General features: G+C 63.0%; 16 protein-coding genes. 1 reads left to right on the top strand and 15 read right to left on the bottom strand.

Features of this window, described 5'->3' with window-relative positions:
* The first annotated feature begins 63 nt into the window (after positions 1–63).
* A complete protein-coding gene (locus tag FE782_RS07670) occupies positions 64–957 on the top strand; it encodes an AraC family transcriptional regulator (RefSeq protein WP_138193472.1) in 894 nt (297 codons plus the stop codon).
* Between the two features lie 48 nt (positions 958–1,005).
* Here FE782_RS07670 and FE782_RS07665 read toward each other — a convergent pair whose 3' ends face one another.
* The 15 genes from FE782_RS07665 to FE782_RS07595 all read right to left on the bottom strand — a co-directional run bounded on the left by FE782_RS07665 (position 1,006) and on the right by FE782_RS07595 (position 25,281).
* Positions 1,006–6,672: an S-layer homology domain-containing protein gene (locus FE782_RS07665; protein WP_158299284.1), complete on the bottom strand. Its 5,667-nt coding sequence runs from the start codon at positions 6,670–6,672 to the stop codon at positions 1,006–1,008.
* Between the two features lie 19 nt (positions 6,673–6,691).
* Positions 6,692–8,899 carry a hypothetical protein gene (locus tag FE782_RS07660; RefSeq protein WP_138193470.1) on the bottom strand — a complete coding sequence of 736 codons (2,208 nt, stop codon included), beginning with the start codon at positions 8,897–8,899 and terminating at the stop codon, positions 6,692–6,694.
* Positions 8,900–9,222: 323 nt separating this feature from the next.
* On the bottom strand, positions 9,223–10,212 hold the full coding sequence (locus FE782_RS07655) for an AAA family ATPase (RefSeq protein WP_138193469.1): 990 nt from the start codon (positions 10,210–10,212) through the stop codon (positions 9,223–9,225).
* 268 nt (positions 10,213–10,480) lie between these two features.
* Positions 10,481–11,323 carry a hypothetical protein gene (locus tag FE782_RS07650; protein WP_138193468.1) on the bottom strand — a complete coding sequence of 281 codons (843 nt, stop codon included), beginning with the start codon at positions 11,321–11,323 and terminating at the stop codon, positions 10,481–10,483.
* Entirely contained in the window at positions 11,313–11,945 is a 633-nt protein-coding gene (locus FE782_RS07645) for a peptidylprolyl isomerase (RefSeq protein ID WP_138193467.1), read from the bottom strand. The genes FE782_RS07650 and FE782_RS07645 overlap by 11 nt, the downstream gene beginning before the upstream one ends.
* Before the next feature lie 117 nt (positions 11,946–12,062).
* Complete coding sequence (locus FE782_RS07640; protein WP_138193466.1) at positions 12,063–14,504, bottom strand: transglycosylase domain-containing protein; 2,442 nt, start codon at positions 14,502–14,504, stop codon at positions 12,063–12,065.
* 127 nt (positions 14,505–14,631) lie between these two features.
* The gene (hfq, locus tag FE782_RS07635; RefSeq protein ID WP_138193465.1) at positions 14,632–14,871 is read right to left on the bottom strand and encodes an RNA chaperone Hfq; all 240 of its coding nucleotides are present in this window, start codon (positions 14,869–14,871) and stop codon (positions 14,632–14,634) included.
* Between the two features lie 11 nt (positions 14,872–14,882).
* Positions 14,883–15,854 carry a tRNA (adenosine(37)-N6)-dimethylallyltransferase MiaA gene (gene miaA / locus FE782_RS07630; RefSeq protein ID WP_138193464.1) on the bottom strand — a complete coding sequence of 324 codons (972 nt, stop codon included), beginning with the start codon at positions 15,852–15,854 and terminating at the stop codon, positions 14,883–14,885.
* Positions 15,851–16,636, bottom strand: a complete 786-nt coding sequence (locus FE782_RS07625; RefSeq protein WP_138193463.1) for a class I SAM-dependent methyltransferase — start codon at positions 16,634–16,636, stop codon at positions 15,851–15,853. Before FE782_RS07625 ends, miaA begins: the two co-directional genes overlap by 4 nt.
* On the bottom strand, positions 16,636–18,645 hold the full coding sequence (gene mutL, locus FE782_RS07620) for a DNA mismatch repair endonuclease MutL (RefSeq protein WP_138193462.1): 2,010 nt from the start codon (positions 18,643–18,645) through the stop codon (positions 16,636–16,638). Before mutL ends, FE782_RS07625 begins: the two co-directional genes overlap by 1 nt.
* Complete coding sequence (locus FE782_RS07615) at positions 18,638–20,092, bottom strand: S41 family peptidase (RefSeq protein ID WP_138193461.1); 1,455 nt, start codon at positions 20,090–20,092, stop codon at positions 18,638–18,640. Before FE782_RS07615 ends, mutL begins: the two co-directional genes overlap by 8 nt.
* Positions 20,093–20,128: 36 nt before the next feature.
* Positions 20,129–22,786: a DNA mismatch repair protein MutS gene (mutS, locus tag FE782_RS07610; protein WP_138193460.1), complete on the bottom strand. Its 2,658-nt coding sequence runs from the start codon at positions 22,784–22,786 to the stop codon at positions 20,129–20,131.
* 68 nt (positions 22,787–22,854) lie between these two features.
* The gene (locus FE782_RS07605; protein WP_158299283.1) at positions 22,855–24,312 is read right to left on the bottom strand and encodes a putative amidoligase domain-containing protein; all 1,458 of its coding nucleotides are present in this window, start codon (positions 24,310–24,312) and stop codon (positions 22,855–22,857) included.
* A gap of 146 nt (positions 24,313–24,458) precedes the next feature.
* The gene (locus FE782_RS07600) at positions 24,459–25,028 is read right to left on the bottom strand and encodes an outer spore coat protein CotE (RefSeq protein WP_138193458.1); all 570 of its coding nucleotides are present in this window, start codon (positions 25,026–25,028) and stop codon (positions 24,459–24,461) included.
* A 157-nt stretch (positions 25,029–25,185) separates the two neighbouring features.
* Complete coding sequence (locus FE782_RS07595; RefSeq protein ID WP_138193457.1) at positions 25,186–25,281, bottom strand: sporulation protein YjcZ; 96 nt, start codon at positions 25,279–25,281, stop codon at positions 25,186–25,188.
* Between the last annotated feature and the right edge of the window lie 261 nt (positions 25,282–25,542).

Here is a 25,542-nt window from a genome sequence, read left to right as displayed (position 1 = left end):
AAGCGAATATACTTAGGAGAAGAATCTTCCCGCATAGGAAACTAGAACTAGGAGGGAACGCGCGTGAACGTTTTGAGAGGGGCGGCCTTTTTCCCGGACGCTTCGTTCCCCTTTTTCATCCAGAAATATACGATACGCCGGGGCGAAGTCGTCCCGACGCATACGCATGATTTTTTGGAATTCGTCTACGTGGCCCATGGCGGCGCGACGCACGACATCGCCAATCAACGCTACTTGCTGTCTACGGGCGACGTGTTCGTGCTCGAACCGGAAACGTATCACAGCTACACCGGCTCGGATGCCGAGGATACGATCGTCTATAACGTGTTATTCAAGAAAGAGTTCCTTCAGCGGGAATTCGACGACCTCTTGCGCATGCCTGCGATCGTGAACTCCTTCTACTTGGCTCCGTTCCTGCGGAAGAGCGCGTCCTTCATTCCTCACGTCTCGCTGCTGCCCGGTCAACGCACGGCGATCGAGACGCATCTGTCCAAGATGAGCGAGGAGTTCGAGTCGCAGGCGAGCGGCTATCGTCTCATCCTGAAGTCGAGATGGATCGAGTGTCTCGTCTTGTTAAACCGGTTCTACGAGGAAAACGGGAGCGCCGACGAGTCGTCCCTCGGCAAAGACGAATGGATGCGGTCGATCGTACATTTCGTGCGGGAGCACTATCGTCAGCCGTTAACGCTGGCCCAGCTGAGCGCGACGTGCGGCATGAGCGTGTCGTCGTTCACCGCGAAGTTCAAGAAGGCGACGGGGATGAGCTTCCTCGACTATAAGCATTCCTTGCAAATTCGCCATGCGTGCGACATGCTGCGAACGTCCGATACGAAGATCGTCTACGTGGCGTACAGCGCCGGATTTCAAGACGTCAGCTTCTTCAATCGCGTCTTCCGCAAGCATACCGGCATGTCGCCGAGGCATTACCGCCGGCTTCACGGTTCGCAAGTCGAATAGACGGCAAGAAGCCGCCCCTCTTCACCTAGGGACGGCTCCTCAAGTTGTTTACAGAAGCTTAAATAGAGCGTATACGATATTCGCGGTCTGCGCGCGGGTCGCCGTCGCCTTCGGCGCGAACGAACCGTCGCCCATTCCTTGAATCAAGCCCGCTTGCTGCATTCGGCCGATCGCTTCCGCCGCGAACGCGGACATGTCGCGTTCGTCGGCGAACGTCTTCTTCGGGCCAGTCGGCAGCGCCGCGGCCAGAAGCTTCGCCGCCCGATCGATCATGACGGCCATCTCCTCGCGCGTAATCGCGTCGTCGGCTCCGAAGGCGCCGTTCGGCCTGCCGTTCACGATCCCGAGCGTCTCCGCGACGGTTACGGACTCGGCGTACCAATCGCCCGCCGTAACGTCCGTAAACCGGGATTCGTCGATCTCGACGGCGCCGACGTCAAGCGCCCCGACGAGCATGTGCGCGAACTCGGCGCGCGTCACTTCGCGCGCCGGTCGGAATGCGCCTTCGCCTACGCCCTGCACGATGCCTCGCGCCGCAAGCGACTCGATCGCTTCCGTCGCCCATGCCGTCTCCGACGTATCGACGAACGATATCGCGTTCGCGGCGGCCGCGTACATGCTGAAGTGTTTCGGGCGGAAGGTTACCGTGCCTGTCGCCGCGTCGTACTTCCCGTTGCGCACCGTCTCCAGCTTCCCGTCGTTATCGATGTAATAAACGACGACTTGGTTCGGCTTCTGTCCGGGCGCCAATTCGTACGGGAACGTGACCTCGACGTTGTTCCGACCCGCGAAGTCCGTGATCGCCTTCCCGTCGACGCTTAAGCTCAAGTCGAGCACGGCGTTCGCGCCGACCGCCGCTCTCACGTTGTCCGGGAGGGTCGCCGGATCGACTTTCGACACGGACAACGATACGTCCGCCGAGCCCTCGTCCAGATGCCGCGCCAACTCGTCGATCGAAATCGTTACCGAGCCCATTCCGGTGTCTACTTGGACCGCCGTCTTCTTGCCTTGCATCGTTTCGATCAACGCCTGCGCCGGAAGGCTGACCTCCACTCGCGTCGCGCCGCCCGCCGGCTTCACCGCGACGACGAGGTTCCCGGTTTCGGAGGCCATGGCGTCCTTCAGTTGCTGGACGCTTACAGCGGCCGCCGCTGTTCCGTTCTCGTCGACGGACGATTCGATCGTCACCTTGCCCGGCTCCACCGTCACGGCGCCGTCCGCCGGCGGATCGCTCGGCGCGCCAGAGCCTTCGTCGGATCCCGGTACGGTCACCTTCGCCGTTGCGGAATGCCCCAGATACGACACCGTTATATCGGCTTGCCCGGCGAATCTCGCCGTTACGAGTCCTGTCTCGTCGACCGTCGCAACGGAGGCGTTGGATGTCGCGTACGAAGCATCCTCCGTAACGTCGAGAACCGTTGCGTCTCTCGTCAGTCCGATATAATCGAAGTTGACGTTGCCGGTGTCGCCCTCATCGTACGCGAGCGCGATCGTATTGACGCCTTCCAGCAGCGTGACCGATTCCGTCTTGGTACTCCACTGACTCCAGCTGTCCGCCACCTTCGCAAGCTCCACCTGCTTAACCTTCGCGCCATTCGCGTATAGGCTCACCGTCCGAGGACCTCCCGCGTTCGCATAACGGATCGCGAGATCCTGCGCGCCCGCGGGCGCCTCCACGGTCCACGTCGCGCTCGCGCCGACCGCCCAATAGCCGTCCGCGAACCCGCCGCCGGACGCCGGAATGTCGCTGTTCGAGGACACGATCGCTCCACCGGACAGCGCCGCCAGCTCCGCTTCGTACTTCTCGAGACTCGGATGGTCGAACGTCGCCGTCACGCGCGTCCGATGCGTCGAACCGGAGGCGAGCGCGTACGACGCCGCATCGAGCGCGATGCCTACGATCGTATCCTCCGGCGGCATCGCCTCGCGCACCGTGACGACGGCCTTCGCCGTCTTCCCTCGATAGCTCGCCGTAATTTCGGCGACGCCGCGAGAGACGCCTCTCACCTTGCCGTCCGCGCCGACGGTCGCGACCGTCGCGTTCGACGTCGCGAACGTCGCTTGCGTCGTTACGTTCGCGATCGCGCCGTCATCGAACCTCGCGGTGACGATCGTCCGATGCGTGTCGTCGACGACGAGCGAATACTCGTCGTTGTCGAGGGAGAGGCTCTCGACCGCGGCGTCCGACTCGGAGATCGTAACCGCAACGTTGGAAAATTCCGCCGTCACCGCTTCCCCCGCCGGCGACAACGCGACGAGTCCGAGCACGAAGTCGCCGGCGAACTCGACTTCCGCCGTACCGAGCTCGGTGTCGTAGCCTTCCGGCTGTCTGCCGTAATATGCGGTCACCGTGTTCCCCGTCTTCACCAGCTTCAGATCCGCAGGCAGCGCCAGCGTCTCCGACGCGTGATCTAACGTCCGCGTTCCCGGCAGCGATGCGTTATTCCGCGTATTCAGGACGAGCTCGCCTTTCCCGTTCAAGCCCGCTAAGGCGTTCTTGGCGTAAGACGTGTCGTTCTTTCGGAACGTTATGCCGACGATCGCGTTCGGGTCCGCGCTGTCGATCCGCTCGATTCTCGCTTGCAGCGTAACCGTCGATCGATGATGCTCGGCGCCCGCCGTCTGGGACAGCAGGGCGATCTCGTCCGCGATGCCGGAAATTCGTCCGCCTTCGGTCGAGAGCACGAAGTTGTCGCCCTGCGCCGACGCGGAGCCTTCCGCGTCGCCGTACATCAGGACGTCCCAACCCGGAACGCCGCCGTAGCCCCCGCCCGGTTCGGATCCGCTTTCTCTTACGAATATGCTTCGCGTAGCGATTTTCGTCACGCCGCCGAGCGTCACCCGCACGCTTACCTGTACGCGACCGGTCGTCAGCGCGGACAAGACGCCGTCCTGCGACACGGACGCGATCGACGGATTGTCGACGGCGTACACGATCGATGCATTCGATAAATCCGCATCGCTCCCGTCCGTCAGCTTCCCGGTCGCGGACAGGGCCGTTTCCGTTCCCGCCGCAGGCGACGCGACCGCCGCCGCGAAGGCGATCGAGTTCAGAATCGCCGCGCTCACGGAAATTCCGATCGCCGCGTCTGCGCCGTTCGCCGATGCGGTAATCGTCGCGGCGCCGAGTCCGACGGCCGTAACTCGACCGTTCGCGTCCACCGTCGCCACCGATTCGTCGGAGCTGGCATACGCGACGTTCGGAACGAGGCGCCCCCCGAACGCGGTCGTGCCGACGGCCGACAGCGAAACCTGCTGGCCGACCAAAAGTCCTGTGCGAACGGCAGACAGCTCCAGACCGGTCAGCTCGTCGCCCACCGCGACGTCGATGTCGGAGCTCTCGGTCGCGCCGCCCGCCGTCACGCTTGCCGTGACGACGGCAAGACCGGAGCCGACGGCCGTTACGACGCCGTCCGCGTCGACGGTCGCGACCGACTCGTTCGAGCTTTGAAACGAGACTTGCGCGCCCGACAAATCAAGAACGAAGCCCTTCTCGGTACGTGCGGCGACTTGCAGCGCCGAGCTCGCGCCTTCCGTCAGCTCGACGGCCGCGACCTCGCCTTGCTCGCCTTTCACGAATACGCTGCCGAGCGGATCGCCCGGTACCGCGTATTTGAAATCGGACGTCAAACCGACGTTCGACAGGTCGACGTTCTCGATCCCAAGACCGTAAGCGGGCGATTGATACCGGAACCGGAAATCCTCCTTTACCGCATTCCGCAGCAACGGATCTTCATGAATCGTCGATTGATCGAACTTATTGTTTTGCAGCTGCTGCCAATCGAGCAGCGGCATATTGCCCGGAGGTACGCCGTTCACCATGTACTCTCCGCTTTCGTTGAAATACAGATTGTTCGACGCCGACTTTACCGCGGCGTCCGTCCAATCCGAGAACGAATAGACGTACTTTCCGGACGTGCCGCGATTCAACACGACGTTGCGTTCGATTTCGAACTGCTCCCGCGGCGCGCCGCCCGGCTGAGAGCCGAATACCGCGTCGGTAATGTCGTTGTCCGCGATGACGTTGTTTTTGATTTTCGTGCCTACGCCTCTCGCGAAAATCGCGTTGCCGAGCTTGCCTTCCGTCTTCTCGTACTGCAGACGATACAACACGTTGTTTTCGATGATCGTGCCGTCCGTGTCGTCGTCGCTGTAGATGCCGTGCCCGAACGAAAATTCGATATTGCTGTCGTGCACGTAGTTGTTCGCGAACCGATTGTTCAAGCCTCCGCCCCAAATATAGATGAGGCCGGTGTCCTGCGTGTTTTGGTTGAGCGCGAACACGTCGTTATACGCGACGAGGTTGTTGCGCGTATGCTTGAAGTCGTGACGGTTTTCCAAGGTGACTCGCACGCCGTCGACGACTTCGCCGGTCGCGATCGCCCCGTTGCTGCCGTTCGTCGCGAAGCCGCCGAGCGCGATCGCGCTTCGAGGTCCGTCATGAATCAAATTATGAACGATTTCGTTGTCGCCCGAATTCGCTAGGGCGATGCCCGGCGAGCCGGCGCTTAACAAGCCGATGTCGTGAATATGGTTGTTCGATACTACGTTGAACTTGTTCTTGTACTGAAGCGTCTTGTAGTTCCCGGAAACCAGCTGAACGCCGGACGTGCCGATGTTGCGGAACACGTTGCCGCTGATCCGGATATACTCCGCCCAATCGACCGCGGATACGCCGGTCGCGCCGGTATTCTCGAACACGTTGTCCAAGATCGAGATGCCCGCGGAGTTCGTCATCGTGACGAGCGCTTGGTCGTACGCGTCGTCACGCGTGCGGCGATCGCCGCCGGTGAACGTCAGGTCTTGGAACGTAATATTCGCGACGCGGCTGTCCGGGCTGCTGCCCTTCAGCTCGATTAGCTTGCGCATCTTCGGCGCGACGATCGTCTGCGCCTCGATCGGCAGCTCGAGCGGCCAGTAGTACAGTACGCCGGCTTGTTTATCCAGGTAAAACTCGCCCGGCGCGTCAAGAAGCTCCAGGCTGCCCATGACGTAATACCGCGAGCCGATGCCCATCTCGTAAGCCACGGTATTCCCAAGCTGCACGAACTTCGTCTCGCGGTTCACGCTGACGATGTCCGTAATCGAGCTGGCCCAGCTCCATTCGCCCGTCGGACCGCCCGGAATCGCGAAGATTTCCAATCCGGCCAGATTCGCGATCGGCGGAATATCGCCGTCCCGGAAGTAAAACGACGATCTCGGGGAGGCGCTGCTATACTTGTGTACGCGGCTATACCCCGTATTCGGGTGCCTCGCCTTCGTCAGCATCTCGCCGTCTTCCGTCAACGTCTCGAACGTCCAGTTCGCGCCGACGTTCGCCTTATAGATCTCTCCCTCGTACGGCTCCCAACCGGTGACGCGTTCGCCCGCATGAAGCACGGCTTTCTCCCCCGGGTAGCTCGCATAGACGACGTCGAACCCGTTCGTGCCGGAATCCCGTTCGTCGAAGACGACCGTCGCGTCGAACCCGTAATCGCCGCCTCTCAAATACACATAGAGGTCCGACGTCATATCGTCGTTCATCGTGCGCACGAGGTCTCTCGCCTTCGCTAACGTCTTGACCGGCGCCGCCTCGGTTCCGGCGTTCGCGTCGCTGCCGCGCTCCGCGTCTACGTAGACGGCCGCGTCCGCGGCGTAGGACGCAGGCGCGGGCATGCCGCTTAGGAGCGAAAGAAGCATCGCGGCGACCGTGACTAGGCTGATCTGTTTCCGCATCGGTGCCCCTCCTTCTCGTTTAGTAGACATGCATGAATCGCATCAGCAGCTCGGCGGTCTGCGCCCTCGTCAATGTGCTGTCGTCGCCGGCGCCGGGAATCGCGTTCGCGAATTGCTCGGCTTCCGCCGCGTCGATCTCGGAATACGTCAACGCGCGCGTCAGCATGTCGATCGCGTCGCCGTAGCGAATCGGATCCTCCGAAGGAAGCTCGCCGTCCGCGATAAGGCCCGCTTGGACCGCCTTATCGATCGCCGCGGCGCCGGTCAGGCCGTCGCACGGCTGCGAGACTGTATGGCACATCGCGGTTACCGCCATGCGGACGAAGTCGTCCGCCGAGACCGTAAGCTCCGGCTCGAACGTCGTCGCCTCGTTCGGTACCACCTTCGTGTACGTTAGGAAATGGATCGAATCCCGAAACGGCGTCGCCTCGGTCACGTCCGTAAACTTGAGGTCCTCCAGCGGTCCCTTCGTAAACGGGTCGTTTTCTTTGCCGAACCTCAGGTTCTTGATCGAAACCGGTTTGCCGGCCATCGCGTACAGGCCGAGATAGCCGTCGTTCAAGATCGGATGCTCCGAGTCGACCCATTCGTACACGAGCGCGCCGTCGACCTTCAGCGTCAGCTTTACGCCGCCCGCGACGTCCGCGGAGCTCAGCTGTATCTTATGATCCGTGCCGCTGTTGACGATGCCGGGATTCGGCAGCTCCGCGATATGGTGCGCGGCGCCGAAGCGCTGCACCTCGATCTTGTCGGATTTAAAGACGACGAGGTATCCGGAATTCCGATTCCAAATTTCCGTGTCGTAATTGTCCATGCGCATCGCCACTGCGGGCCAAGTATTTTCGAGATCCGCGTTGAAGTCGAACGTGAACGTCTCGTTGCGGAACTTCTTCAAGTCGTAAGCGGCGATCGCGCCGTTGCCGGACAAGGTGACGCCGCCCTCGACGGACTCGAGCGAAGCGGTCTCTACGCTCGTAACCCAGCCGTTCGCCCGCCGTTCCTCGCGGATAACCAGGTTTTTCACGGCGGCCGGCTTGCCCGCCATCGCGTACAGACCGAAGTAGCCTTCGTCGTAAATCGGATTCTCGGAATCGATCCATTCGTGAATCGGCTTCCCGTCGACCGCGAGCGTAATCTTCACGCCGCCTTCGACGTCTACCGCGCCGACCTTCACCCTATGATCGGTGCCGTCGTTGAAGAGACCCGGATTCGGCAGCTCCTTGATATAATGCGTCGCTCCGAAGCGCTGCACCTCGAACATGCCCGCTTTAAACACGATCAAATAGCCCGAGTTTCGGGTCCAGATCGGTGTGTCGTAGTTGTCCATTCGCAGCGCGACGGCCGGCCACGTCTCCTGCAGGTCCGCATTGAACGTAAACTCATACGTAGCGTTGCGGTACTGCTTCTTCTCGTACGCCGCGATCGCATCGGAGCCCGACAGCGTTACGCCGTTCGCAAGCGGCTCCAGTACGGCGGCCGGCGCGCTGGTCACCCAACCGTTCGCGCGTCGTTCCTCGTGGATCGTGAACTGCTTCACCGTCGCCGGCATGCCGGCCATCGCGTACAGGCCGAAGAAGCCTTCGTTCAAAACGGGGTGATCTGTGTCCTCCCATTCGTACACGAGCTTCCCGTCGACGATCAACGTCAGCTTGACGCCGCCTTCGATGTCGACGGCGCCGACCCGTACCTGATGGTCCGTGCCGCTGCCGACGATGCCCGCGTTCGGAAGCTCCTTGTAGTACCCTTTCTCCCCGAACTTTTGGATTTCCAGCTTCTCCGCCTTAAAGACGATCAAGTACCCCGCATTGTCGTGCCAGATCGGCGTCGCGTAGTTGTCCATCCGAAGCGCGACCGCCGGCCATGCGCCGTTCTCCAAGCTCGCGTTCAACGTAAAGCTGAACGCCTCGTCCTTGAACTTCTTCGGCGCGTACGCGGCGATCGCGTCTTTGCCGGACAACGTGACGCCGCCGGCCGCCGGCTCGAATACCGCGAGGTCCGCCTGCGTGACCCATAGGCCGCTCTCGTCGTATACGTTCGACGTGACGGTCGGTTCGTCGCTCCCGTCGCCCGTTCCCGGCGGTTGCTCTCCATAGACGTCCTCCGTTACGGCCGTCGAACCACCGTCCGACTGCGCGGCCGCGAACGAGAACGCCGAATACGCCAGAAGCAGGGCGGCTAACAGCATAGCCAGATGTTTCTTCGTTAACGCCGTACCGATTCGATTCATCGTGCGCTCCTCCTTATCGAGTTGTTTCGTGTATGCGCGATCCTCCCTCTGCCTGAATTTTCTAAGATGACGGCAAGCGCTTTCAGCATGCCAAACCTTGCCCCGCGAGGAAACTGTAAATAAGCGCCTCCTGTTATCAAATGGGCACCAAGCGACTGTCAATCTTGAACTGTACAGATGGCGCGACAGCTTCCGACAAAGACGGACAAGCATAAGCGCGAGCTGGGGACGTCGCGACGATCGGTGCGCCGCGAAAGCGCACGACATAAAAAAGACCGTTAGGCGTCGCGCTCGCCTAACGGTCTTTTCGGTTCTTCTTCCGCTTATCGCTTGGTTGCCAAATCCTCCGGACGGAGCGTCATCAGCTCCTGCTTCGACGGTACGTTCGGATGCTGGTGCAGCAGCCGCACCGCTTGATTCCGAACCGCCTTATCGAGCAAGTTGCGCACATACCGCGCGTTCGCGAACGATCGCCAGAACACGTGCTTCTCTTCGGTCAACATCTGCTTCAGGCGATGCGTCGCCCCGGGGAGCAGCACATATTCGCGTTCCTTCGCCATCGATTCCGCGATCAACAGCAATTCGTCGACGGAATAATCGCCGAAGTCGATCTGAATCGGGAAGCGCGACGGCAAGCCGGGGTTCAGCGTAAGGAACTGCTCCATCTCTTCGGAATAGCCGGCCAGAATCAAGATGAAATCCTCGCGATGATCCTCCATCCCCTTGACGAGCGCGTCGATCGCCTCTTTGCCGAAATCCTTCTCCCCGCCCCGGGCCAAGCTGTACGCTTCGTCGATAAACAATATTCCTCCGAGCGCTTTCTTCACTAACTCCCTTGTCTTAATGGCCGTGTGGCCGATGTATTCGCCGACCAAATCCGCTCGTTCCACCTCGATGAAATGCCCTTTGCTCAGCACGCCCATTCGATGGAACAGCTTGGCGACGAGCCGGGCGACCGTCGTCTTGCCCGTGCCCGGGTTCCCTTTGAAAATCATATGATATACGTGCGATTTGCTCTGAAGCCCGGCGTCGGCGCGATATTGGGAAATTTGAAGCATCGCGTAAATTTCGTACACGAGCTCTTTCACATGCTCCAGACCGACCATCTGATCAAGCTCTTTGAAAATGTCGCCGAACGGGCTTTGCAGAAGCAGCGTCTTCGGATGGACCGTCGGCGCCGGTTGAGGGGCCTGGTTCGGATATCCGTCTCCGTTGCGCAGGACGACTTGGATTTTTCGCGACGGTTTATCGGCGGCGGCGGGAGGAACGGGAACGGCGGCATTCGCGTCTCTCAGCGTGCTGCGGTTGTTCATGGGCTCACCTCGTTTGTGGAAGGTGCTAGCAGTATACGCAAGTGCCCAGGAATGCGTGACTCGTGCGGGCACCCGTCTAGAGAACCGATAAATATTTTGTCGCGGGTAAAGGGTGCGTACGAAGCCGGGTCGGCGAGCGGAATGCGGAGAAAAGGCGGGATGACGGACGATGGTACATCTTATGCGGGAGAACGCCGAAGCATGAGCTTTCTCGGCAAGGGGGGCGGCCGAGGGCTCGCCGGCCCGCGGTTAGTCGGCGTTACTCCGGCTACTCGGCCAGGCGCACGATCAGCCCCTCCCGACGGCGGGCCGCCCACTCCGCGTCGGTCGCGAAGGACGGCCGCCCGCCGCCGGCGAGCGACGCCCTCTCGCGCGCGTAGGCGGCTGCCAGCGTCAAACACGCGACGCAGGCGTCCGCGGCGTCCTGGCTCGGCACCGCGCCGGCAACGCCTTCCGTCGCCGGCGGGAGACGCCAACCTGCGACGGCGCGCGTTGCCTCGGCGGCGGCCGACAGGTCGAGACGACGCGCGCCGCCCGCCAGCCGCGCCGTGTGCGACGGGTACACCTCGTAGAGCGTCGGACCGCCGCGCGTCCCGCCGGCGTCGTCGAACGGAAAGACGGCGCAGCCGGCTTCCCTCGCGTACGCCAGCAGCTTCCAGCCGGCGTAGATCATGGCGCGCAAATTCGGCTGCACGCGCTTGAACGGACTGGCGGCGCGGCAGACGACGTCCGTATGCCGGCAAGCCCAGCCATGGGCCGCGCACGGCGTCTCGAAAGGCGGGAACGCAGCGTCGAGCTTCTCAAGGAACGACGAACGGGAGGAGCCGGCCGCCAGCGACAGCCACTCCTCCCATGCGGTAAATCCGAGCTTGTCATAAGCCGGCCCGGCGGGTGCGAACGGAACGTCCCATCCCCAGATCGAGCCGGCCGGCGAACGCAGCATCATCGCGAACGCGTCCAGCCGGTCGTCGCACATGGCGACGCGCTCGAGGTCGAACGCCGAGCCGTCCGCCGCGAGCGTCCCGGATGCGACGAACAGCTTGCCCGACGGATCGCGCGCCCCGCTGAAGTCGACGCCGTAGATACGGATCGCGCCCGAATTAGGATTCATGAATCGTAATCGATTCGATCGTGATCTTCTCCTGCGGCGTGTCGTTGTTCATGCCGCCCACCGGCGTCGCGCCGATCGCGAGCACGGTGTCCATGCCGTCCTTAATGCGGCCGAAGATCGTGTAATTCGGAATCTCGTTCAGCTTCTTGCTCCATTCGCCGGTGCAGATGAAAAACTGGCTTCCGTTCGTATTCGCGCCGGCATTCGCCATAGCTACGATGCCCGGGCCGTATTCATGCGGTCCGCCGAGCTCGTCCTCGAACGAATAGCCTGGTCCGCCGCGTCCGGTGCCCGTCGGGTCGCCCGTCTGAATGATGTAATCCGGAACGATCCGATGGAAGACGATCCCTTCGTAATACTTCTGACGAGATAAGAAGACGAAGCTGTTCACCGTAACCGGCGCGTCCTTCGCGAACAGCTCGATCGTGAATTCCCCCTTGGACGTCTTCACGACAGCCTCGTACGACTTCGCTTCGTCGATTTGCATCTCGGGCGCCTTGTCGAACGACGTCTGCCGCTCCCCGCCGCCGCTTCCCTGCTCCTGAGCCGGCTGAGTTCCGCAGCCGGCCGACATCGCCGCCGCCGTCGTCAAAATCAATGCGGCGCGTACCCACTTCTTCATCCCTGTGTGCCTCCTCCGTAAACTTCCAATGTCATTGTAGCTTGACCGCCGCACGACAATCAAATCCCATCGTAGAAAAAAGGGAGCCGGCCATGTTCGCCGACTCCCCTACCTTGCTTACAACCCTTCCGGCGCGTCCGCATCCTCGCCGTCGTCGCTATCGACCGGCTCGTCGTCGTCCGTCGGCTGATCCGGTTGCCCCGCGTCGCCGCCGGACCCGCCGGCATTGCCGCCGTTGCCGTTGCCGTTGCCGTTACCGTTGCCATTGCCATTGCCGCCGCCGGTCTCTTGACCGTCGTCACCGGCCCCGTCGCCGCCAGCGCCGTCTTCGCCAGGCAAGATATCCGGCAGCACCGGCAAGTCGTCGCCGATGCCGGCCCCTTCGCCCTCGCCCGGCACGACGACCTCGACGACGTTCGACGGCGCGCTCTCGAGCTCCGTCTCTTTCGAGTAGGCGGTCACGTAATACATGTACTTCTTCCCGGCAGCGCCCGAAATATCGATCACGGTCGTCGAATCCGAGGCGTGCAGCATCTCCGCCGGCGCGTCGAACGGCTCTACCTTCCGATACAGCCGGTACTCGATGCCCTCCGCTTCCGGCAGCGCCGACCACGTCAGCACCGCTTCCCGCTTCTCGGCGTCGTAGAACCCCGACAGATCGGCGATCGCCGCGGGCGCTTCGACTTCCTTCGGCTCTTCGACCCCGGAAGGACGCTTGAAGTCCTGTACTTCCATGCCTTCCATCGCCTTCTTCATGACCGCGGCGAACATCGCCGCCGCCGTGCCGCTGCCCGACTTCACGTAATGCTCGGCGTTCGTCTCGTCGAAGCCCATCCATACCGCGGCGGCGTATTGCGGCGTATATCCGACGAACCAAATGTCGCGGTTGCCGGCAGAGTCTTTCACGCCCTTCAGTCCGAGCTGCGTCGTTCCGGTTTTGCCGGCGACCGGACGGCCGAAGTTCGCCTTCGTGCCGGTGCCGCCCTTCTGCGTGACGGCTTCGAGCAGCGTCGTCGCATAGTACGCCGTTCGCTCGCTCATGACGCGTTTCTCCGAAGGCTCGAAGGCGTACACGCGATGTCCGTCCGTATCCAGCACCTCGGTGATTACATGCGTCTCCGCCAAAACGCCGTTGTTCGCGAACGCTCCGTACGCGCGCGCCATCTCGAGCGGCGACGCCCCGTGCGTCAAGCCGCCGAGCGCGATCGCGAGGTTCCGGTCCTTCGCGTCCATGTCGATGCCGAGATCTTTCGCGAACCGAAGCCCACGGTCGACGCCGATCTCGTTCAGCAGCCAGACCGTAGGAAGGTTGATCGAACGACGTACGGCCTCCATCATCGTCATTTCGCCGGCGTACTTGCCGCTCAAGTTGCTAGGGCTATAATTGCCGAACGACATCTTTTCGTCCTTCAGGATCGAATACGGCTGCCAATTCCCCGTCTCGAGCGCGGGACCGTACACCGCGATCGGCTTGAACGAGGAGCCGGGCTGACGGTCCGCGAGCGCGCGGTTGAACCCTTTTTCCACATAGTTCCTTCCGCCGTTCATCGCGACGATGCCGCCCGTCTTCGGCTCGACGATCACCATCGCGCCCTGCGCGACTTGCTTCGGTCCGTCCTCGGGGAACAAGTCCGGATTCGCGAACGCTTCGTCCATCGCTTGCTGCGCCTTGGCGTCCACCGTCGTATGAATTTCGTACCCGCCGATGCGAAGCTCTTCCTCCGATTTCCCGGTGACCAACGCCGCTTGTTCGAGCACGTAATCCTTCATGGCCGACGCCGAGCCGTCCCCCCGAGGGGCCGGTTTGCCCAACGTACTGTTCAGCGCTTCGCGGCGCTCCTCTTCCGTAATATAGCCTTGATCCTTCATTAACGACAGCACGACGGCCGCCCGCTCGAGCGCCTTATCGGGATTGTTGGTCGGCGAATACGTATTCGGCGCCTTCGGCATCCCCGCGAGAACCGCGATCTCGAGCAGGCTGAGGTCCTCCAGATCGTCCTTGCCGAAGTGGCGCTCCGCCGCCGCCTTCACGCCGTAAGCCCCGTTCCCGAAATAGATCCGGTTGAGGTACATCTCCAAGATTTCGTCCTTCCCGAAATTGTTCTCCAGCGCCAACGCGATCGATACCTCGGTCGCCTTGCGGAAGAACGTCTTGTCCGCGGACAGGAACATATTTTTCGCGACCTGTTGGGTAATCGTGCTGCCGCCCTCCACGAGATCGCGGGCGACGATGTCCTTCACGATCGCGCGTCCGATCGACCAGAAATCGACCCCGGCGTGCGACTCGAACCGCTGATCTTCCGTCGCGATAATCGCCTGTTCCAGCTTGTCGGGCACTTGGTCCAACGTGACGAGCTCCCGGTTCTGCATGAACAGACGGGCGAACTCGTTGCCGTTCCGGTCGTAGACGACCGTCGCCTCGGCCATGTCGAGCTTCTCCATGTTTTTCTGGAGCAGCGTGTGACCGTTCATATAAATGACGAAGTAGCCCGCGATGAAAATCAATAACCCCAACGTCAACACGCTGAAAATGCCGATGACCCATCTCCGAAAATTCATCTGTCGTCACCTCTTCCATCCGATTGCTTTCTCTCTAATCTTCTCTATACGCAAAAAGAACAACCCCGAAAGGGTTGCTCCGGCGTATCATTATAGACGATGTGCGTGCGAAAAAGTTTCAAAAAGATTACGCGTCCGAATTCGTCTCGTACGCGAGCGACACGCTGCGCTGCGGCGTAAACGTCGAAATCGCGTGCTTGTACACCATCTGCTGACGGCCGTCGCTGTCGATCACGATCGTGAAATTATCGAAGGCGCGAATGACGCCTCGGATTTGGAACCCGTTGGTCAAGTACACGGTGACCGGGATGTTCTCCTTGCGAAGCGTGTTAAGGAACGTATCTTGAATGTTGATCGACTTGTTCATCATGAAGCCCCCTATGCCTCTGGCGAATGAAATGGATAGTCCGAAGTCGGAAACGTTGTGGCTATTATATCATTAATGGCGTCGCTTTGGGTAATGAAATTTGCCGTATCCGTAACATCGACCCAATGAATTTGGGGCATCGCGCGAAACCAGCTCAGTTGGCGCTTGGCGAAGTGTCTCGTATTGCGCTTGAGCAAATACACCGCTCGATCGTACGAGATTTCCCCCGTCAGGTAAGCCGCCATCTCCTTGTAGCCGATCGCCTGCATGGAGGGGAGCGATCGGTCGTAACCGGAACGCAGCAGCTCATGCACTTCGCCCTCCAGCCCGCTCTCGAGCATCGCGTCCACGCGCTCCTCGATCCGCCGGTACAGCAGCTCGCGGTCCATCGTCAGGCCGATCATGCACAGCTCGTACGGCGACGACTTCTCCCGCTTTTGCGCTTGTTCCGACATCGGGCGTCCGGTCGCATCGTACACCTCCAGCGCGCGAACGAGCCGCTTGCGGTCGTTCGGGTGGATGCGCGCCGCCGAGACGGGATCGCGCTCCTGCAGCAGCGCGTGCAGCGCTTCCGTGCCTTGCGCGTCCGCGACGTCGTTCCACTTCGCCCGGGCGTCCTCGTCGGCGATCGCCTCGGAGAATCGATAATCGTACACGACGCTTTCGATATACAGTCCCGTTCCGCCGACGATGAACGGCAGCCGTCCGCGGGCGGCGATGTCTTCGATGAGAGCGGCGGCGCGCGTCTGGAAATCCGCGACCGTGAACGGCTCGTCCGGCCGCAGGATGTCGATCATATGATGCGGGACGGCCTGCCGCTCCTCCCAGGTCGCTTTCGCCGAGCCGATGTCCATCCCCTTATACACCTGGACGGAATCGCCGGAAATAATTTCGACGGGGAATCGGTTCCCCGCGTGCAAGCTGAACGCCGTCTTGCCGACCGCCGTCGGGCCGACCAAGACGAGCAATGGCGTCTTCTTCAAATTCGTATCACTCCGTATGCGACCGGGGCGTTCGGCCTCGCTTCGACCGTGAAGCCGAACCGCCGCCACGCCTCCGCGTCGCCTCTCTCCTTCATAACGACCGTCTTCCTAGCTACCCTCCGGGCTTCCTCGATCGCCTCCTCCGTCACCGGCGCGTCGTTCGCGAAGGCGCGAAGCGGCGCGATGCCCGCGGACGTACGGACCGGGTCCCCGAACATCGGATCGAAATATACGACGTCGACGCTGCGGTCGGACAGCGAACGGAGGTATGCCGAGTGGTCCGCATGCACCGGCTCCACCCGGCGCATCGCCTCGTCGAACGCCGGCCATCCGGTTTCGTGCGAGCGAAGCCCTTGCGAGACGATATAGTGCAGCGGCAGCTGGCTCTCCACGGCGACGACCCGGCTGTCCGGGCCGCCCGCGTAGCTGAACAGGATCGCGTCCGAGCCGAGTCCGGCCGTGCAGTCGACGATCGCGTCGCCCGGCTCGAGCCGGCATGCGTCGAGCATCGCGTCGCGTTCGCCGGCGGCAAGCCGCTTCGCCCGGACGAGACTCATGCCGGGGTGGAAGAAGAACGGCTTCCCGCCCTGCTCCGGATGCCACTCCAACGTGTTGGGTCCAAGGACGACGACCGACGCCCCCGGAAATCGATCCTGAAGCTTACGGACCGAAGCTCCGCCTCGCGGCGCGTACCGCCCGCCGAGACGCTGCGCGGCCGCCCGTCCTTTCGCTTCGATGTCGGCGGAGGGCTTGTACGTCGTCGTCACGATGACGGCGCGCATTACATCACCCGCTTGAATAGTTTCTCGAGATCCCGCTTCGTAAAGCTGACTACGATCGGGCGGCCGTGCGGGCACGTGAACGGGTTCTTGCAGGCGGCGAGGCGCGCGAGCAGCGACTCGAGCGCCGGAATCGACTGCGATTGGTTCGCCTTAATGGACGCCTTGCAAGAGCACATAATCGCCGACGCCTCGCGAATTTTCGCGACGTCGGGGCTGCGCTCGCTCAGCACCCACTGCGTCATCTCTTCGATGAGCGACGCCTCTTCGCCGTCCGGGAACCAGCTCGGATGGGACCGCACTTTAAATGTATTCCCTCCGAACGGCTCCAGATAAACCCCGACGCTCTCGAGCAGCGGCAATCGATCGCGCAGCGTCTGCGCTTCCGAAGACGTGAACTCGATCGTATGCGAGAACAACGTCAGCTGGCTGACCGCTTCCACGCTGCCGAACTTCTGGTAGAACCTCTCGTAATTGATTCGCTCGTGCGCCGCGTGTTGATCGACGAGGAACAAGCCGTCTTCGTTTTGCGCGACGATATACGTACCGTGCAGCTGCCCGATCGGGTACAGATGCGGAAACCGCGGTCCTTCCTCCTCGATCGGCGCCGCCGGCGGCGCGGTCGCGTCCAGCGACGCGGCGTCCCGCTCCACCGGCTCGGCTTCCGCCGCGGGCGGCGGCGCGGACGCCGGAGACGGCGCCATCGCCCGGAGCAGCCGCTCCGCGTCGCGCGGCTCCCACTGGCGCGACGGCGCGGCCGGCATCGGAGGCGCCGTACCGCCCGCGGCCGCGCCGTACGTCCCCGCCGGCTTGCCGTACGGCGCGGCCGGCCGAGGCGCCGCCCCGCCCTGCGGAGCCGGATTGAACGCCGGCGGCGGCGCGGACGTCTCCCGCGCGGACGACCCCGGCGCGATCCCCGGACGCGCGTCGTACAGCCGCAGCGTCTCTTGCACCGCCTGCGGCTGCGACCCGGCCGGCGGCAGGACGCGGCGCTCCCGCCCCGCCATGCCGCTCGGAATGAGCGTCTCCCGCTGCAGCGCCGCGCGCACCGCCCGCTGCACCGCCTCCATCAGCTCCGCGTCTTTGCTGAAGCGCACCTCGAGCTTCGCCGGATGGACGTTCACGTCGACGAGCGTCGGCTCCATCTCGAGCCGCACGATCGCGAGCGGATACCGGTTGATCGGCAGCAGCGTGTGAAACCCGGCGAGGATCGCCTGCGCCACCTGGAAGTTGCGCACGTATCGGCCGTTCACGACGACCGTGATGCCGTTCCGATTCGAGCGGGTCACGTCCGGGCGAGCGATCCAACCGGAAATCTTATAATCCGGCGTCTCCGCTTCGACCGGGATCATCCGCTTCGCCGTGGCCGTCCCGTATACGGCGGCGGCCGCCTGCTGCAGATCGCCGTTCCCGGCCGTGTCGAGCAGCTGCGTGCCGTTATGCTCGAGCCGGAAGGCGATATCCGGCCGGGACAGCGCCAGTCGGTACATGTAATCCGTAATATGGCCGAGCTCGGTTTGGACCGTCTTCATATACTTGAGCCGCGCCGGCGTATTGTAGAACAAATCCTTCACCCGGAAGTCGGTCCCGCGCGGGGCGGCCGCCTCCTCGAACGCGAGCTTCGCGCCGCCCTCGATGACGATGCGCCGCGCGACGCCGTCGTCGCCGGCGCCGGACAGCACCTCGACGCGCGAGACGGCCGCGATGCTCGGCAGCGCTTCGCCGCGGAAGCCGAGGCTCCGGATCGCGAAGAGATCCTTACCGGTGCGGATTTTGCTTGTGGCGTGCCGCTCGAACGCGAGCTCGAGATCGTCCGGCTCGATGCCGGACCCGTCGTCGACGACGCGGATGAACTTGACGCCGCCTTCCTCCGCCGTCACGTCGATCGTCCGGCTGCCCGCGTCGATCGCATTTTCCACGAGCTCCTTCACGACGGACGACGGCCGCTCGACGACCTCGCCCGCGGCGATCTGGTTCGCTAGATGATCGTCCAACAATCGAATCTTACCCATGGTCGCTCCACTCCAATACGACGGTGCTTCTCGACGATTTCGCCGTAGCGTTCGGGAACGCTTTGGCGAAGGCGCCGACGTCGATATACCCGGTTCCGTCCTTCAAGAGGAGTCCCGAACCCGCGGCGAACGCCGCCGTTCGTCCTCCCCCGTCGATCGTCACCGCGCTCGTCGCGCCGTCCCACTTCGCATCGCCCCCGGACAACGCCGCGAGCGCCTGCGACGGCACGTAGACGCGGCCGCCTTCGCGGACGACGTTTATGACGTGGCCGAACGTCGCTCCGTTGACGACTGTCTCGTACGAACGCAGCTCCGCGCGAACGTTCGCGATGCCGACCTCGCGCAGCGCCGTGACCGTCGCGTCGAGCGGATGCGTCGCCGCCGCGTCCGGCGTAATGCCGACGCCGTTGACCGGGTTCATCTTCGGAGTCAGATAATGCTCGATCGTCACCTTCAGCCCTCCGCCGCCTTGCAGCTCGATCAGCTGTTGCACGCTCCCCTTGCCGAACGTCTTCGCGCCGACGATCGTCCCGACGCCGTAATCCTGCATCGCGCCGGCGAACACCTCGGACGCGCTGGCGCTGTTGCCATCCACAAGTACCGCTACCGGCAGCCCGACTTTGCCGCCTCCTTCGATCTCGAGGGCGACTTCCACGCCGTTCCGATCGATCGTGTGGAGCAGCGGACCTTCCTCGATGAAGAACGACGAGACGCTTCTCGCCGCATCCAAGTACCCGCCCGGATTGCCGCGTACGTCGACGACGATCGCCGCGAGCGAAGGTTCGTTCGCGAACGTCCACATCGCATCGCCGAATCGAGCCGCCGTATCGCTCGAGAACGAATCGATCCGGATATACCCGACGCCGCCGTCCATCAGCTCATAGGTCACCGAAGGAATGTGGAACGCCCTCCGCGTGACGACGACCGTCTTCTTCTTCCGGCTCGCCCCGTCGAGGACGTCCAGCTTCGCCTCGGTGCCCGCGGGTCCGAGCAGATCGTTCGTGATCTCTTCCAACGGATGAGACTTCACCGCCTTGCCTCCGACGCCGACGACGACGTCGCCCGCGCGCAGTCCCGCATCCTCCGCGGCCGAATCCGCGTACACGCGTAAGATTCTAAGTCCTTCATCGGTTTGCGCGTATTGAATGCCGATGCCGACCATCACTTGCTCGTAGGCGTCGTGCAGCGACTTCCACATCGCTTCGTCGTAATAGGCCGTATACGGATCGTTCAGCTCGTCCAGCATGCCCCGAATGGCCGCGTCCCGCAGCGCCTCTCCGGACGTTCCCGAGACATGAAGATCCTCGATGTATCCGAACACTTCGTTCAGCTGTTCCGCGGGCGTCGCCGCCACGGCGACCGCCGGCAGCGGCAGCGTCAGCGCCGCCGTCAACGCCGCCAGCCTCGTCCATCGTCTCCATGTCCCCATTCCGTGCAGCTTCTTCATCTGTCTCTCTCCCGCTTCGTCCCGATAGGGGTAGTCTTACGATAACGTCTTCTTCTTCAGCTCGAACAGAAAGTTCATCGCCTCGATCGGCGTCATGTTCAAGACGTCGGCCCGCTTCACCAGCTCGACCAGCTCGTCCGCCCGCGGATCGCGCTTCGGCGCCGGCGGCGCGGCGTTCCAATCGGCGAACATGTCGAGCTGGTGGATCGCTGCGTCTGGAGCGCCTCCTCGGCGCTGCGGCTTCCCTCCGCCCGCGGCGGCACCGACGACGGCGGGCGCGGCCGCGCGCGCCTCGGCGTTCGCCTCGAATTCGTGCAGCAGCGCGTACGCCCGATCGATGACCGAGTCCGGCAGCCCGGCGAGCTGAGCGCAGTAGATGCCGTACGACGTATCGGCCGCGCCCGACACGAGCTTCCGCAGGAACGTCACTTGCCCGCCGCTCTCCTTCACCGCCATGCACGCGTTGGACAAGTAGCGGAGCGAGCCTTCCAAATGCGCCAGCTCGTGATAGTGCGTCGAGACGAGCGTCTTGCAGCCGACGTTCTCGTGCAGATGCTCGATGACCGCCTGCGCGATCGCCATCCCTTCGCCCGTCGACGTGCCGCGGCCGAGCTCGTCGATCACGACGAGGCTCTTCTCGGTCGCCTTGGCGATCATCGTCTGGATATCCTGCATCTCGACCATGAACGTGCTCTGTCCGCCGGCGAGGTCGTCCGCCGCGCCGATCCGGGTGAACACCCGGTCGACGATCGGCACGCGGGCCCGCTTCGCCGGCACGAACGAGCCGATCTGCGCCATGATCATGATAAGCGCGACCTGCCGCATATACGTGCTCTTCCCCGCCATGTTCGGCCCGGTGATGAGCAGCGCCCGCGTCTCGTCCATCGTCAGCCGCGTGTCGTTCGCGATGAACGTGCCGCTCGTCAGCACCGATTCCACGACCGGATGGCGGCCAGACTCGATATCCAGGTCGAACCCTTCGTGCACGTCGGGCCGCACGTACCGGTTCGCCGCGGCGACGCTCGCGAGCGACTGAATCGCGTCAAGCGACGCGAGACGCTCCGCGAGACGCTGCAAACGAGGGATCTCCGCCGCGATCTTCTCTCTCAATTGTTGGAAAATGCCGTATTCGAGGTCGACCATCTTCTCCTCGGCTTCCAAAATGAGCGCTTCCTTCTCCTTCAGCTCCGGAGTGACGTACCGCTCCGCGGCGGCGAGCGTCTGCTTGCGCTCGTACCGCCCTTCGGGCACCATGCCGAGATTCGCCCGCGTCACCTCGATATAGTAGCCGAACACCTTGTTGTATCCGATTTTCAAAGAACGAATGCCGGTCGCTTCGCGCTCCGCCTGCTCGAGCTCCGCGATCCAGCGTTTGCCGCTCTTGCTCGCCTCGCGCAGCTTGTCCAAGTGCGCGTCGTAACCGTCGCGGATGAGCCCGCCTTCGCGGGTCGACGCCGGCGGCTCCGGATGGACGGCGGCTTCGATCCAATCGCGAATGTCCGCGCCGTCGTCCGGATCGCCCGAGATCGTGCCTAGCAGCTCCGACCCCGCGCCCCGGCTCAGCTCCATGAGCTCCGGCACGACGGCGAGCGTCGCGGCGAGCGCGTTCAGGTCGCGCGCGTTGGCCGAGCCGTACGCGATGCGGCCGGACAGCCGCTCGAGATCGTAGACGCGCTTCAACAGTTCGCGCATGTCCTCGCGAAGGAGCAGGTTTTTCTGCAGCGCCTCGACCGCGTCGAGACGCAGGCGAATCGCGCCCGCGCTCATAAGCGGCTTGTCCAGCCAACGGCGCAGCAGCCTCGCGCCCATGCTCGTCGCCGTCTTGTCCAGCATCTCGAGCAGCGAGCCCTTCCGGGCGCGATCCCGTACCGTCTCGGTCAGCTCGAGGTTTTTCCTCGTGAACGGATCTAGCGTCATGTAAACGCTAGGTTCATAGACGCGCACCTCGTGCAGATGGCCGAGCGATCGTTTCTGCGTCTCGGTCAAATACTGCAGCAGCAGCGCCGCCGCGGACCGATGCGTTCCGTCGAGCCCGTCCAGCCGAAGCGCCGGGAACCGTTCCGTCAGCCACGCGCCGTCGTCGCCCGCGATGAGCTGCCGCTCCGTGTAGACGACGTGCTTCAGACGCCCTTCCAGCGTCTCCTTCAGCCGGTCCGACACGTACGGCGGGCAGACGACCTCCGTGACCGCGTACACGGCGAGCTCGTCCGCCGCATCCGCCGCGCTTTCCGTCGCGACCGCGTACAGCTCGCCCGTCGTCAGATCGCAGGCGGCGATCGCCCATCGGCCGGAACGCTCGACGACCGCGGCCAAATAATTGTTGGCGCGCTCCGAGAGCGTCTTGCCGTCCATGACGGTGCCCGGCGTGACGACGCGGACGATCTCCCGCCGGACGACGCCCTTCGCCTCGGCCGGATCCTCGACCTGCTCGCAGATCGCGACTTTATAGCCCTTCTCTATCAATCTAGCGATATAGTTTTCCGCGGAATGGTAGGGAACGCCGCACATCGGGATGCGGTCTTCCTCCGCCCCCGCGCCGCGGCTCGTCAGCGTAATCTCGAGTTCCCGTGCCGCCAGCACCGCGTCTTCGAAAAACATTTCATAGAAATCGCCGAGGCGGAAAAACAAAAAGGCGTCCTGCGCCTGCGCCTTGACGGACAAATACTGCTCCATCATGGGAGTGACCTTAGCCATGAACGTCAACGTCCTTCGTAGGTTATGTATCCGTTCATTATACCATGATCGCTCGCCGGGCGCAGAGGCTAAACGCGGTACGGCGGAATTTTCCACGCGGGTCTTACGTCTTGCCGTTCGTTCCAGGGCTCGGCACGCTCGATGCGCCGCTTCAGTCCGTCGAGCGCCTTCGCGTACCGGGCGTAGCCCGCCGTACGTTCCAGCTCGCTCCAGCGCGCGAGCGCCGCCGGCAGCAGCGTCTCCTTGTCGCCGGCGTAGTACGCCGCTTGCAGCTCCGGCCGTGCGAGCGGACGCTCCCGCAGCTCTCGGACATGCTCGCAGACGACCTTCGCGAGGGAGATGACTCCGAGCGCGACGGCCGGCGAGACGATCCACGAGGGGAGCGTCCGGTATTCGAAGCCGCCGTGGAATTGGCGGCGGAAATCGCCAAGCGCGCCATACCGAGGCCGCCGCCGCTTCGTGGGTTCGTCCTCGAGCAGCGCGAGCGGCAGCGCCATATAGTTGTCCATGGCGCGCAGCAGATCGGCGTTGAGGGCAACGCCGCTAACATGGATATGCCCGCCGAGCGGAAGGCCCGGGGCGGGCATCCCTCCCGCCAGCCATTCGAGGCTGACGTCGTCTATCCGCGATGCGGCAAGGCGCATCGCGGCGTACAAGTTGCGGAGCAGCTCCCGCGGCTCGGCCGCGGGGGAGGGACGCAGTTCCGCAAGCGGATAAACGATTTTATCGCCGATGCGCACGCTGTCGCAGCCGACGCGGCCCCTGCGTTCGAAATACCGCGAGGCCGACACGATTTTCCCTTCGGGTCCGGGCTTCTTCAGCACGAACTCCGGATCCATGCCGAGCAGCAGCGTCCCGCCGCCTTCTCCGGCTCGAGCCGCCGCGTCTTCGGCTTCCTGCAGCCGGTTTACGGCGGACGCGAACAACGGCGCGAACTCGCCTGCGGCGACGAGCGGCGAGGCGTCGACCGATACGACGTACGCCGCGCCGTCTTCGCCCGTTCGGACGCGCACGACGCCGTAATCGAGCCCGAGCGCGTACACCGCGCGAACGGCTGCGCGCTCCGCGCGTCGCTGCGCGGTCGGACGCGGCGCGTCCGCGTCGTTGTCTCCGCGCGGCTCCGGAACCTGAGGACGGCGGAGCGTCCCCGCGGCGAGCATCGGGCCGCCGACCGCGCCGGACGCGAACGAGCCGAGCGCATCCAGCCCGAACACCGGGACGACGAACGTCCGATGGATCGTGCCGCGTTCGTCCTTCGCGGACGGCGCCGTGCGGATGCCGTGCCGCCGCAAGTCTTCGGCCGCGCGCCGCGCGTCGGACGCCCGTCGGACGGCCGCGGCCGGCTGCATCGGGCCGCCGGCGCCTCCGGGCATACGGATCGGCTTCGCGTCCCCGCGGAAGGACACGACCGTCCAAGCGGAGCGGCCGTCGTTCGGCCGCGGCGGCGCCGTGCCCGCCGGCACCTGCAATCGCCCCAGGAAGCGAGCCAGCTCCGGCTGTCCCGCGTGAAGCACAAACACGCCCATGCTCCTCTTCGCCTCCTGCGGCATAAAGATTTTTTTCCCTTCGGAAAAACAAAGAGGGCTACCGCCCTCTCCCCTTACACCCGGCTGACATACGATGTGGTAAGTACGGGAAGATCCCCAAGGAATCGGGCAGCGGCACCCTTTTGTTAATTCAGGTCGTCGTCGTCGTCCAACAAATCCGCGTCAAGGTCGTCGAGATCGTCGCCTTCACCGGCGAAATCGACGGCCTTCTCGCCCCAATCGTCGCAACCGTTCTGGCATACGACGACGCATACCTTCGTCTCCGCGATCATCTCCACCTCGAACTCGCGCTCGACGCGAATGACGACGCTCGTGCCTTTGGACGATACGCTCGCTTCGACGCAGTTCGGTTCCTGCGTCGCCTCCGCGTATACTTCCTCCGTCGACGCGCGATGTTTCGGATCCACATTGGAGAGCGGAACCAGCTCTACATAGGACACCGTCTCTTTCGCTACGTCGGTCTTCGAGTTGCGGTCGTACGAATACCAAATGTTGATATCATAAGTTCCCACAACCTCAATGCCGTCGCCGGATCGAACCGCTTCATACTGGTGGTTGATGATCCATGCCCCCAAAATGCTCGTGGGAAGGTTTGGCGGAGTCACGGTATGAGTCACTTGAGAGAACTTACGACCTTTGCCGCAGACCGCTTTCGTGATGATCTCACGGCACTGCAAATCGTTATCTGCAACCATCTTACAACCTCCTCCATACAATCATTCAATTTCAATTGTATGCAGGACATTCGTCTATTGTGATAACTTCTTTTATTTTGTTTTTCCAAGCCCTCCTCTCGGAGGCCGCAACGCTATGTAAACCGAGGGCGGACCCCCGGCCGTCTTGCTTTCTTTATTAGTAGAGCAACGTCCTGGAGATGATCACGAGCAGGATAAAGAGAACCAAGATCGCGCCGACCGACGTGAACGCGCCGCCAGTAACTGCCGTCATTCCGACGTCCCCCTTTCGTTTGTGATTTGTACATCATACGACGGTCGGGGTCGTCTCGGGTGTGCGAATGCCCGGGGCGGCGAAAGTTGGGCGGCGGCGGGCGGAAATCGGCCGGATCAGCGACGCGGCAGGGGAAATAGTGTCAATTTCTGAGCTTATTTCGAAAATAGGATCAAAATTTGAGCTATTTGCGGCGGACAAGGCAGGTCCCGGCAGTTCGGCGGCGGTCGGCGGCGCGAGCTCGGTTGGATCAGCGACGCG

It is taken from the genome of Paenibacillus antri (assembly GCF_005765165.1).
GTDB lineage: Bacteria > Bacillota > Bacilli > Paenibacillales > YIM-B00363 > Paenibacillus_AE > Paenibacillus_AE antri.
The sequence above is the reverse complement of the archived record's forward strand: the minus strand, read 5'-3'. Positions and strand labels throughout refer to the sequence as shown.